Annotated in this window: 10 protein-coding genes; all 10 read right to left on the reverse strand. The window is 60.4% G+C overall.

The window, feature by feature from the left end:
- Positions 1-3: 3 nt before the first annotated feature.
- Entirely contained in the window at positions 4-552 is a 549-nt protein-coding gene (gene nuoI / locus JWU58_RS10595) for an NADH-quinone oxidoreductase subunit NuoI (RefSeq protein ID WP_016775283.1), read from the reverse strand.
- 11 nt (positions 553-563) lie between these two features.
- Positions 564-1,571: an NADH-quinone oxidoreductase subunit NuoH gene (nuoH, locus tag JWU58_RS10600; protein WP_016775282.1), complete on the reverse strand. Its 1,008-nt coding sequence runs from the start codon at positions 1,569-1,571 to the stop codon at positions 564-566.
- Positions 1,568-4,282: an NADH-quinone oxidoreductase subunit NuoG gene (nuoG, locus tag JWU58_RS10605; RefSeq protein WP_123442122.1), complete on the reverse strand. Its 2,715-nt coding sequence runs from the start codon at positions 4,280-4,282 to the stop codon at positions 1,568-1,570. Before nuoG ends, nuoH begins: the two co-directional genes overlap by 4 nt.
- A gap of 136 nt (positions 4,283-4,418) precedes the next feature.
- Complete coding sequence (gene nuoF / locus JWU58_RS10610) at positions 4,419-5,774, reverse strand: NADH-quinone oxidoreductase subunit NuoF (protein ID WP_024013417.1); 1,356 nt, start codon at positions 5,772-5,774, stop codon at positions 4,419-4,421.
- Positions 5,771-6,268: an NADH-quinone oxidoreductase subunit NuoE gene (nuoE, locus tag JWU58_RS10615; RefSeq protein WP_003223804.1), complete on the reverse strand. Its 498-nt coding sequence runs from the start codon at positions 6,266-6,268 to the stop codon at positions 5,771-5,773. The genes nuoF and nuoE overlap by 4 nt, the downstream gene beginning before the upstream one ends.
- Positions 6,269-6,270: 2 nt before the next feature.
- Complete coding sequence (nuoC, locus tag JWU58_RS10620; protein WP_122612132.1) at positions 6,271-8,055, reverse strand: NADH-quinone oxidoreductase subunit C/D; 1,785 nt, start codon at positions 8,053-8,055, stop codon at positions 6,271-6,273.
- Between the two features lie 69 nt (positions 8,056-8,124).
- Positions 8,125-8,799: a NuoB/complex I 20 kDa subunit family protein gene (locus JWU58_RS10625; protein ID WP_016775278.1), complete on the reverse strand. Its 675-nt coding sequence runs from the start codon at positions 8,797-8,799 to the stop codon at positions 8,125-8,127.
- 10 nt (positions 8,800-8,809) lie between these two features.
- Complete coding sequence (locus JWU58_RS10630) at positions 8,810-9,223, reverse strand: NADH-quinone oxidoreductase subunit A (RefSeq protein WP_003223812.1); 414 nt, start codon at positions 9,221-9,223, stop codon at positions 8,810-8,812.
- 646 nt (positions 9,224-9,869) lie between these two features.
- Entirely contained in the window at positions 9,870-11,195 is a 1,326-nt protein-coding gene (gene aceA / locus JWU58_RS10635) for an isocitrate lyase (protein ID WP_003223815.1), read from the reverse strand.
- A gap of 475 nt (positions 11,196-11,670) precedes the next feature.
- The gene (locus JWU58_RS10640) at positions 11,671-12,432 is read right to left on the reverse strand and encodes a secretin N-terminal domain-containing protein (RefSeq protein ID WP_206421887.1); all 762 of its coding nucleotides are present in this window, start codon (positions 12,430-12,432) and stop codon (positions 11,671-11,673) included.
- Positions 12,433-12,469 lie beyond the last annotated feature (37 nt).

Raw genomic sequence — 12,469 nt, forward strand, 5'->3', positions numbered from 1 at the left:
TCCTTAAGGCAGCAAGCTCTTCACGTTGATCGGTTCGGCTTCGTTCTGCGCAGCGCCTTTCGGCTTGCCAGCGATTGCCATACCTGCAACACGATAGAAGTTGTAATCAGGGTTTTTGCCGGGGCCGGAGATCAAAAGATCTTCTTTCTCGTACACCAGGTCCTGACGTTTGAACTCGGCCATCTCGAAATCCGGCGTCAGCTGGATCGCGGTAGTCGGGCAGGCTTCCTCGCAGAGACCGCAGAAAATGCAGCGCGAGAAGTTGATCCGGAAGAAGTCCGGATACCAGCGACCGTCTTCGGTTTCAGCTTTCTGCAGCGAGATGCAACCCACCGGGCAGGCCACGGCGCACAGGTTGCAGGCTACGCAGCGTTCTTCGCCATCGGGGTCGCGGGTCAGGACGATGCGGCCACGGTAACGCGGCGGCAGGTAGACCTGCTCCTCGGGGTATTGCAGGGTGTCGCGCTTGCGAAAGCCATGGCCGAAGACCATGACCAGGCTGCGCAACTGGGTACCGGTACCCTTAACGATGTCGCCAATATATTTGAACATGGGTCAAATCCTCACTGAACCGCAACCGCAGGCGTGTTCATCAACACAACCGCAGCGGTCACCAGCAAATTGATCAGGGTCAGTGGCAGGCAGAATTTCCAGCTGAAGTCCATCACCTGGTCATAACGCGGACGCGGGATGGAAGCGCGCAGCAGGATGAACAGCATGATGAAGAACGCGGTCTTCAGTGCGAACCAGACGAAGGACAGTTGCGGCAGGATGCCGAACGGACCATGCCAGCCACCGAAGAACAGGGTGACCAGCAGCGCCGAGATCAGGATGATGCCGATGTATTCACCGACGAAGAACATGCCCCATTTCATACCGGCGTATTCAATGTGGTAACCGTCGGCCAGTTCCTGTTCCGCTTCCGGCTGGTCGAACGGGTGACGGTGAGTCACGGCGACACCAGCGATGAAGAAGGTACAGAAGCCGAAGAACTGCGGAATGATGAACCACAGGTTCTGCGCCTGGTACTCAACGATGTCGCGCATGTTGAACGAACCGACCTGGACCACGATGCCCATCAGGGCCAGGCCCATGAACACTTCGTAGGACACGGTCTGCGCCGAGGCACGCAAGCTGCCGAGCAGGGCGAACTTGTTGTTGCTCGACCAGCCGGCGAACAGCACCGCGTAGACCGACAGACCGGCCATGGCGAAGAAGAACAGCAGGCCGATGTTCAGATCCGCCACGCCCCAGGTCGGGGTGATCGGGATGATCGCGAAGGCGATCAGCAGGGCGGACATGGCCACCACCGGCGCCAGGGTGAAGATCACCTTGTCGGCGAACGGCGGGGTCCAGTCTTCCTTGAAGAACATCTTCAGCATGTCGGCGGCGATCTGGAACATGCCGAACGGGCCAACACGGTTCGGACCGTAACGGTCCTGCCACCAGCCCAGCAGGCGACGTTCGACAAAGCTGAGCAAGGCGCCTGCGACCACCACGGCCAGCAGGATCACGATGGCTTTGATGACCGTCAGGATCACATCGATCACTTCAGGGGTGAACCAGGTCATTGCGCTGCCTCCTGCAGACCGTCGACGGACACGCCGGCGAATGCCGGTGGAATGCCGGCGATGCCCGCAGGCAATGCCACCAGACCGGCGCCCAGTTCTTCATTGATGCGCAGCGGCAGACGCAGGGTCTGGCCGGCCACGTTCAGGCTCAGCAGGGCACCGTCGTTGACGCCGAGGCGATCCGCTTCGGATTTCGCCAGCGCGACGTAAGGTGCCGGGATGCGTTCCTGTACCGGGGCGGCTTTCGAAGAGTTTTCTTCGCTGCCGAACAGGTGGAAGAACGGCACGGCTTGCCAGGTACCCGGCGCCGGGTTGAACGCACGCGGCGCAGCGGCGAACCAGTTCAGCGAATCACCGGTGCTTTCGATCAGGCGTGTGCCCGGGTCGCCAGCGCGCAGATGACCACCGACTTCGTCCTGGAACTTGTTCCACGCTTGTGGCGAGTTCCAGCCCGGCGACCATGCGAATGGCACCTGCTGACGCGGTTCGGCGGAGCCCGAGTAACCTTCCATGGAGAAGGCGAACGCGGTGTCCTGGTCTTGCGGGGTGCGTGGTTCGTGAACGCTGATGTCGGCGCGCATGGCGGTGCGACCGGAATAACGCAGCGGCTCACGGGCCAGTTTCAGACCCTTGATGCGGAACGCCGCCGACGGTGCTGCATCGACGATGCGCGCCAGTTGCGCGGTGCTCGAAGCAACGGCAGCGGTGACGTGGTCGAGTTGCGTCCAGTCGATCGGCTGGTTCAGCAGGGTCGCGCGCAGGGCGTGCAGCCAGCGCCAGCCTTCGTGCACCAGAATGCTCGCGTCCATGTATTGCGGATCGAAAACCTGGAAGAAGCGCTGGGCGCGGCCTTCCTGGCTGACCAGCGTACCGTCGCCCTCTGCGAAGCTTGCCGCTGGCAGTACCAGGTGCGCGCGATCGGTGGTGGCGGTTTTCTGATGGTCAGCGACGATCACCACTTTAGCGGCGTTCAGTGCGGCATCGACCTTGGCTTTGGCGGTGCGGGTGTACAGATCGTTTTCCAGCACGACGATAGCGTCGGCCTTGCCATCGATGACCGCTTGCAGCGCGGCGTCGACCGATTCGCCACCGAGCATGGCCAGACCGAGGCTGTTGGCTTCCGGCACAATCAGGCTGATCGAACCGTTCTTCTCGCGCAGCTTCAGGGCTTTGGCGATGTTCGCGGCAGCTTCGATCAAGGCTTTGGAGCCCAGCGAAGTACCGGCGATGATCAGCGGACGCTTGGCGGCGAGCAGGGCATCGGCGATGCGCTGCGCCAGTTCCAGGGCTTCGGTGTCCAGACCTTCAACGGCCGGGGCACTGGCGTCCAGCGCGTGAGCCACGGCGAAACCGATGCGCGCCAGATCATCCGGAGCTGCGTGTACGCATTCTTCAGCGACGTCGTCGAGCTTGGTTTCGGCGAGGCTGGCGATAAACAGCGGGTTCAGCGCGTGCTGGCCGATGTTCTTCACCGCCGCGTCGAGCCAAGGCTGGACGCGCATGGCTTCGGCCATGTCTTCAGCCTTGCCCTTGACCGACTGACGCAGAGCCAGCGCCATACGCGCAGCGGTCTGGGTCAGGTCTTCGCCGAGGACGAAGATCGCGTCGTGATCTTCGATGTCGCGCATGTTCGGCACTGGCAGCGGGCTGTCGTTCAGCACCTGCAGGACCAGACGAATGCGCTCCAGTTCGGAGGCTTCGATACCCGAATAGAAGTGCTCGGCACCAACCAGTTCGCGCAACGCGTAGTTGCTTTCGAGGCTGGCACGCGGCGAACCGATGCCGACGATGTTGCGCCCGCGCAGCAGGTCGGCGGCTTTATCCAGCGCAGCGTCGAGGCCGAGCTTGGTGCCATCGGCCAGCAGCGGCTGACGTGGACGGTCGGTGCGGTTGACGTAGCCATAACCGAAACGGCCACGGTCGCAGAGGAAATACTGGTTCACCGAACCGTTGAAACGGTTTTCGATGCGACGCAGTTCACCGTAACGCTCGCCCGGGGAAATGTTGCAACCGCTCGAGCAGCCATGGCAGATGCTCGGCGCGAACTGCATGTCCCACTTGCGGTTGTAGCGCTCGGAGTGAGTCTTGTCGGTGAACACACCGGTCGGGCAGACCTCGGTAAGGTTGCCGGAGAACTCGCTTTCGAGGGTGCCGTCCTCAACGCGACCGAAGTACACGTTGTCGTGGGCGCCGAATACACCGAGGTCGGTGCCGCCGGCGTAGTCCTTATAGAAACGCACGCAGCGGTAGCAAGCGATGCAGCGGTTCATTTCGTGGGAAATGAACGGGCCCAGTTGCTGGTTCTGGTGGGTGCGTTTGCTGAAGCGATAACGGCGCTCGTTGTGGCCGGTCATCACTGTCATGTCTTGCAGGTGGCAGTGACCGCCTTCCTCGCACACCGGGCAGTCGTGCGGGTGGTTGGTCATCAGCCATTCGACAACGCTGGCGCGGAACGCCTTGGATTCTTCATCGTCGATGGAGATCCAGGTGTTGTCGGTGGCCGGGGTCATGCAGGACATGACGATGCGACCACGGGTGTCGTTCTCGTCGGTGTACTGCTTGACCGCGCACTGGCGGCAGGCCCCGACGCTACCAAGCGCGGGGTGCCAGCAGAAATATGGAATGTCGAGGCCCAGCGACAGACATGCCTGTAACAGGTTGTCTGCCCCGTCGACTTCGAGCGCTTTGCCGTCTACGTGGATAGTGGCCATGGTTCAAAGGTCTTCGTTGGCCCGGTGTCAGCGGGCGTGGCTAATGGAATCTTGTTATGCGTCCGAATCCAAACAGCCCCGAAGGGCGTCATCGGACGAAAGGCGAAGGGCACGGACCCTTCGCCTTTTTAAGCGTTTACGCGCCGACTACGATCGGCCTTGCCAGAGGCGGGACGGCGGCGCTGACAGGCGCGATACCGGCTTCGAACTCTGGACGGAAGTATTTGATGGCGCTGCCCAGCGGCTCCACGGCACCCGGTGCGTGAGCACAGAAGGTCTTGCCCGGGCCGAGGAAACCGACCAGACCCAGCAGGGTCTCGATGTCGCCCGGCTGGCCCTTGCCCTGTTCGATGGCCATCAGGAGCTTGACGCTCCATGGCAGACCATCGCGGCACGGGGTGCAGAAACCGCAGGATTCGCGAGCGAAGAACTGCTCCATGTTGCGCAGCAGCGAGACCATGTTGACGCTGTCATCCACCGCCATCGCCAGACCGGTACCCATCCGGGTGCCGACCTTGGCGATACCGCCGGCATACATTTGTGCGTCGAGGTGCTCGGGCAGGAGGAAACCGGTACCGGCGCCGCCTGGCTGCCAGGCCTTGAGCTTGAAGCCGTCGCGCATGCCGCCGGCGTAGTCTTCGAACAGTTCACGACCGGTGACGCCGAACGGCAGTTCCCACAGGCCCGGGTTCTTGACCTTGCCGGAGAAACCCATGAGCTTGGTGCCCATGTCTTCGGAACCTTCGCGGGCCAACGATTTGTACCAGTCAACGCCGTCGGCAATGATCGCCGGCACGTTGCACAGGGTTTCGACGTTGTTTACGCAGGTCGGCTTGCCCCACACGCCGACGGCGGCAGGGAAGGGCGGCTTGGAGCGCGGGTTGGCGCGGCGGCCTTCAAGGGAGTTGATCAGTGCGGTTTCTTCACCGCAGATGTAACGCCCGGCGCCGGTGTGGACGAACAGCTCGAAATCGAAACCCGAACCGAGAATGTTCTTGCCCAGCAGGCCGGCCGCCTTGGCTTCTTCCACGGCACGGTTGAGGTGCTTGGCGGCGGTGGTGTATTCGCCGCGCAGGAAGATGTAGCCACGGTAGGTTTTCAGCGCGCGGGCACTGATCAGCATGCCTTCGATCAGCAGATGGGGCAATTGCTCCATCAGCATGCGGTCTTTCCAGGTGTTCGGCTCCATTTCATCCGCGTTGCACAGCAGGTAGCGGATATTGATGGATTCGTCCTTGGGCATCAGGCCCCACTTCACGCCAGTGGGGAAGCCGGCGCCGCCGCGACCCTTGAGGCCAGCGTCTTTGACGGTCTGGACGATCGCGTCCTGATCCATCTCGGCGAAGGCTTTGCGTGCAGCGGCGTAACCGTTCTTGGCCTGGTATTCGTCGAGCCACACGGCTTCGCCGTCATCACGCAGACGCCAGGTCAGCGGGTGTGTCTCGGCCGAACGCTGGATGCGGTTGGCTGGACCAAAAGATGTCAGGGTCATACGTAGCCCTCGAGCAGTTTGGCCACGCCAGCAGGCTGCACGTCGCCAAAGGTGTCGTCGTCGATCATCAGCGCCGGTGCCTTGTCGCAGTTGCCGAGGCAGCAGACAGGCAGCAGGGTGAAACGACCGTCGGCGGTGGTCTGACCCAGGCCGATGCCCAGATTGTTCTGGATTTCGCTGACCACCGACTCGTGGCCGCCGATGTAGCAGACCATGCTGTCGCAGACGCGAATGATGTGACGGCCGACCGGTTGACGGAAGATCTGGCTGTAGAACGTCGCCACGCCTTCAACGTCGCTGGCCGGGATGCCGAGGATTTCGCCGATCGCGTAAAGGGCGCCGTCCGGCACCCAGCCACGTTCCTTCTGAACGATCTTCAGGGCTTCGATCGACGCTGCGCGCGGGTCTTCGTAGTGATGCAGCTCGTGCTCGATGGCCGAGCGCTCGGTTTCACTCAAGGTGAAACGGTCTGTCTGGATAAGCGTGCTGTTCATGCTTAGCGGTCCACGTCGGCCATAACGAAGTCGATACTACCCAGGTACGCAATCAAGTCCGCGACCATGCTGCCTTTGATCACCGAAGGGATCTGCTGCAGATGCGGGAAGCTCGGAGTACGGATCCGGGTACGGTAGCTCATGGTGCCGCCGTCGCTCGTCAGGTAATAACTGTTGATGCCCTTGGTCGCTTCGATCATCTGGAAGGATTCGTTGGCCGGCATGACCGGGCCCCACGAAACCTGCAGGAAGTGCGTGATCAGGGTTTCGATGTGCTGCAGCGTGCGCTCTTTCGGCGGCGGCGTGGTCAGCGGGTGATCCGCCTTGTACGGGCCTTCCGGCATGTTGCGCATGCATTGATCGATGATCTTGATGCTCTGGCGCATCTCTTCGACGCGAACCATGCAGCGGTCGTACGCATCGCCGTTGACGGCGAGCGGCACTTCGAATTCGAAGTTCTCGTAGCCCGAGTACGGACGCGCTTTGCGCAGGTCGAAATCGCAACCGGTCGAACGCAGGCCGGCACCGGTGACGCCCCATTCCAGGGCCTCTTTGGTGTTGTAGGCGGCAACGCCGATGGTACGACCCTTGAGGATGCTGTTCTGCAGGGCGGCCTTGGTGTATTCGTCCAGACGCTTGGGCATCCACTCGACGAAATCCTTGACCAGTTTTTCCCAGCCGCGCGGCAGGTCGTGGGCGACGCCGCCGATGCGGTACCAGGCCGGGTGCAGACGGAAACCGGTAATCGCCTCGATCACCGTGTACGCCTTCTGGCGGTCGGTGAAGGTGAAGAACACCGGGGTCATGGCGCCGACGTCCTGGATATAGGTACCCAGGAACAGCAGGTGACTGGTGATCCGGAAGAACTCGGCCATCATGATGCGGATGACGTCGACTTTCTGCGGCACCTTGATGCCGGCCAGCTTCTCGACCGAGAGCACGTACGGCAGGTTGTTCATCACGCCGCCGAGGTAGTCGATGCGGTCGGTGTACGGAATGTAGCTGTGCCAGGACTGGCGCTCGCCCATCTTCTCGGCGCCACGGTGGTGGTAACCGATGTCCGGGACGCAGTCGACGATCTCTTCGCCGTCCAGCTGCAGGATGATGCGGAACGCACCGTGCGCCGAAGGGTGGTTCGGGCCGAGGTTGAGGAACATGTAGTCCTCGTTGGCACCGGAACGCTTCATGCCCCAGTCTTCCGGACGGAAACGCGCGGCTTCTTCCTCCAGCTGCTGCTTGGCGAGGTTGAGGCTGTATGGGTCGAATTCGGTGGCGCGCGCCGGGAAGTCCTTGCGCAGCGGGTGACCTTCCCAGGTCGGCGGCATCATGATGCGCGACAGGTGCGGGTGGCCTTTGAAGTCGATGCCGAACATGTCCCAGACTTCGCGCTCGTACCAGTTGGCGTTCGGCCAGATGCTGGTAACGGAAGGCATGCTGAGGTCGCCTTCGGACAAGGCCACCTTGATCATCACGTCACTATTACGCTCCAGCGACATGAGGTGATAGAACACGGTGAAATCGGCGCCGGTCGGCAGCCCTTGACGCTTGGTGCGCAGACGCTCGTCCACGCCGTGCAGGTCATAGAGCATGACGTACGGCTTGGGCAGGTTGCGCAGGAAAGTCAGGACTTCAACCAGTTTGGCACGGGCCACCCACAGCACCGGCATGCCGGTGCGGGTTGCCTGCGCGGTGAACGCTTCGGCGCCAAAACGGTTGTTCAGTTCGACGACCACATCCTGGTCGTCTGCCTTGTAAGGCGGGATGTACAGAGCACTGCCTGTAGTCATGGTTATTTTTTCGCTTTCGGTCAACGTAAAGAATGAAGCCAGCTTCTCGTTACTTGGAACAGAACTGGATCAGACTTCGTCAGGGCTGCGCAGATTGGTGACTGCGATTCGCTGTTCGCGGCGCTGTTCCTTCTGCGATGGCATGTCGGCGCGGTACACGCCTTGATCACCAACGACCCAGGAAAGCGGACGACGCTCCTGTCCAATCGATTCCTGCAACAGCATCAAGCCTTGCAGAAATGCTTCCGGACGGGGCGGGCAGCCAGGTACGTAGACGTCCACGGGCAGGAACTTGTCCACCCCTTGAACCACGGAGTAGATGTCGTACATGCCGCCGGAGTTGGCGCACGAACCCATGGAGATAACCCATTTCGGCTCGAGCATTTGCTCGTAGAGACGCTGGATGATCGGCGCCATCTTGATGAAGCAGGTACCGGCGATAACCATGAAGTCGGCCTGACGCGGCGAGGCCCGGATCACTTCGGCGCCAAAGCGCGCGATGTCGTGGGGCGCCGTGAAGGCGGTGGTCATTTCCACGTAGCAGCACGACAGGCCGAAGTTGTACGGCCACAGGGAGTTCTTACGTCCCCAGTTGACCGCGCCACTCAGCACGTCTTCCAGCTTGCCCATGAAAATGTTTTTGTGGACTTGATCTTCTAACGGATCGGCAACGGTTTCCCGCTGGCCAATCGGATACTGCTCGTTAGGAGCATCGGGGTCGATCCTGGTGAGATTGTATTGCATTGCCAAAGCCTCATTGTTTCAGCTTCGCCTGCCGCTTGCGACGAGCTTCCGGAGCCCAGTCAAGGGCGCCCACTCGGAACAGGTAGACAAGACCTGCCAACAGAATTGCTATGAAAACGAGAGCTTCGACGAATCCGGTCCAGCCGCTTTCGCGGACGGACACAGACCATGCAAAGAGAAAGAGGGCTTCGATATCGAAGATCACGAAGAGCATCGCGACCAGATAGAATTTGGCTGAGAGCCGCAAGCGGGCGCCACCGGTAGGTAGCATGCCCGACTCGAACGGTTCGTTTTTGCTGCGACCCCAGGCTTTTGACCCGAGGAGGCTGGAGACGCCAAGCATGAAGGCACACAGGCCGACGACACCCAGAAGGAAAATGGCAAAGCCCCAGTTGTGGGCCATGAGTCCTGTCGCTTCGGGCATGCTGGTAATCCTTAACAGAGAGCAAAGGTCTCTGAGCTTGATAAAGAAATAAGGCAGTGACGATATGTCGCAGCAATCAATCGGGCTGATTTTATGGCTAAACACCCGGCAAGTAAAATTCCAAAGGCGAAATTATTTACCGGATTAAGGACATAGCGCCTCCTGAAGGCGCTGCGGCCCATGCGTTGCGGGCATTAGCCGGGTTTCCATCAATTATGTTTTGTAGAGTTTGTAACGAACATAGTTGCGGCTAAATGATAATTGATATCGTTTGGCGTGGTTTTGTAACTGTTTAACGAGTGAGTGGCTGGGAAGTTGTCTTACTTGCGCGTTACTGCAAGTAGCGAAGCCTACCGTTTTAACGGAAATTTCTGACGCTTGTAGCGCTTCAGATCAATGTTTCGTCTCGCGGCTGACGGTAGCCCTGTGGGAGCGAGCCTGCTCGCGAAAGCGAAGGATCAGCCTCCAGATGTGCAAGCTGACTTATCGCCTTCGCGAGCAGGCTCGCTCCCACAGGGGATTTGTAGTGTCTTTGAGATTCCAACAGGCAAAAAAACGCCCCGATCCAGTCGGGGCGTCAGTTTTGCGGCTCTGCGGTTAGCTTTTTATCCGACCCGCAAAGGCCGTTTGCTCAGGTGTAGCCGAATCAGTGGAACTGTTCTTCTTCGGTCGAACCGGTCAGCGCGGTCACCGAGGACGAGCCGCCCTGGATCACGGTGGTCATGTCGTCGAAGTAGCCAGTGCCCACTTCCTGCTGGTGCGCAACAAAGGTGTAGCCCTTGGCGGCGTCAGCGAATTCCTGCTCTTGCAGCTTCACGTAGGCGGTCATGTCGTTGCGGGCGTAGTCGTGCGCCAGGTTGAACATGCTGTGCCACATGTTGTGAATGCCGGCCAGGGTGATGAACTGGTGCTTGTAGCCCATGGCGGACAGTTCGCGCTGGAACTTGGCGATGGTCGCGTCGTCCAGGTTCTTCTTCCAGTTGAAGGAAGGCGAGCAGTTGTACGACAGCAGCTGGTCCGGGTATTCCTTTTTGATCGCTTCAGCGAAGCGACGGGCTTCTTCCAGATCCGGTTTGGCGGTTTCGCACCAGATCAGGTCGGCGTACGGTGCGTAAGCCAGGCCACGGGCGATCGCTTGATCCAGGCCGGCACGTACCTTGTAGAAACCTTCCTGAGTACGCTCGCCGGTCACGAATGGCTGATCGTACGGGTCGCAGTCGGAAGTCAGCAGGTCAGCCGCGTTGGCGTCGGTGCGGGCCAGAATGATGGTCGGCGTGCCGGCAACGTCAGCGGCCAGACGGGCAGCGGTCAGCTTCTGCACGGCTTCCTGGGTTGGCACCAGAACCTTGCCGCCCATGTGGCCGCATTTCTTCACCGAAGCCAGTTGGTCTTCGAAGTGAACGCCGGCGGCGCCTGCTTCGATCATGCTCTTCATCAGCTCGTAGGCGTTGAGTACGCCGCCGAAACCGGCTTCAGCGTCGGCCACGATTGGCGCGAAGTAGTCGATGTAGCCTTCATCGCCCGGATTCTTGCCGGCCTTCCACTGGATCTGGTCAGCACGACGGAACGAGTTGTTGATGCGCTTGACCACGGTGGGCACCGAGTCCACCGGGTACAGCGACTGGTCCGGGTACATGGACTCTGCGGAGTTGTTGTCCGCAGCCACCTGCCAGCCGGACAGGTAGATCGCCTGGATACCGGCCTTGACCTGCTGAACAGCCTGGCCGCCAGTCAGGGCGCCCATGCAGTTGACGAAATCTTTCTCTGGACGGAAGGACGGCTTGGCACCCTGGGTGACCAGGTTCCACAGCTTCTCGGCGCCCATCTTCGCGAAGGTGTGCTCTGGCTGAACCGAGCCACGCAGGCGGACCACGTCGGCAGCGGAGTAAGTGCGAGTCACGCCTTTCCAGCGCGGGTTCTCGGCCCAGTCTTTTTCGAGGGCTGCAATTTGCTGTTCGCGTGTCAGTGCCATGGAGATAAACCTCGTCGCGTCTTTTATGAAAAGTTGTTCTGCGGTGGAAAATTCCTGCGCTCGCTGACCAGAAGCTTAGGTGGTCAAGTCGGATTCGGCGGGGTAGGCGACGGGATGAACGATGGGCTCGAGGGGAAGTGAGCAGGTAGTGGCGGACTGCGGGGCGCATGCGGGCGTCGTGGGCCTTTATACGGACAACAGCGTGAAGCCGGGTTACCTAAATACGCTTCCGTCCCTCGGGACAACTTCGTTCCAGTCGGCAACCTCGTCAAACACACCTTGTGGGCGGTACAGACACGAAACGGCTCGCGGGGTAGGTGCGAGCGGCGCTTCGAAGGCCCTTGCCAGGGCCTCTGATTAGCGGGAGCGAGGCCATCATGCCTTCGCTTTTTTTTCGCGTCAAACGTTTTGTAGTGCTTTTTTTCAAGCACTACATCTTTCGTCTAATACGACTAATCAGTCAGTTTTCGGTGCTTTAGTCCAGCGTGTCGACTTTCACCCGCAAGGTCATGTCATCCCGGCCTTGAGTCGAGTAGCTGCGGGTCAGGCCCTGTTTATCGGCCTGAGTCTGGCTGTTGACGCCCGCCAGAGTGATCCACTCACCGAGGCGCCCGGTGACGGTTGTGTCGGTGCTTTGTACGGTCACTACATCGGGACGTTCCTGGCTCATGCGGTCACGGTTGGTACTGATCGCCAGATGAACGGTTTCGCCGGTGACGCTGGCGGTGACATAGAAGCCCTGGGTGACGTTGCGGTATTGAGTCTCGCTGCTGTAACCGCCGTAGGAATCGCTCTGGGTGTTGGTGATCGGCACGCTCTGGCCAACTTGAATCAGCGCCGGAGTGCCTTCGCTGGTCTGCACTTGCTGAACGCCGCCGTTGCGGCTGGTGGTGCTGCGGCTGATGATCCGGGTCTGGCTCGGCTGGGCGCCATTGACCGCATAACCTTCGTCGCCACGGCCGTTGTTTTCGTTGGTGTCGACGGTGATCAGCAAGCGCTTCGGTGCGGTATCGAGTTGCGCCAGCAGATCCTTCAACTCCTGAATCTTGCCCGGCTCGGCCTTGACGATCAGCTGATTGCCGTAAGCGCTGACCTGACCGTCCTGGCCGATGAAATCCTGCGCCACTGGCAACATGTCAGCGCTGGTGTGGTATTTGAGGGGGACGATTTCTGTGGCTGCCAGCACCGAAAAACTGCAGCCGAGCAGCAGGGTGGTGAGCAGGGTGCGTAGGGACATGTCCGTTATCTCCGCGTTCGAAAGGCTTGATATTGCC

Source organism: Pseudomonas atacamensis (assembly GCF_017167965.1).
In the GTDB taxonomy this organism is placed as follows: domain Bacteria; phylum Pseudomonadota; class Gammaproteobacteria; order Pseudomonadales; family Pseudomonadaceae; genus Aquipseudomonas; species Aquipseudomonas atacamensis.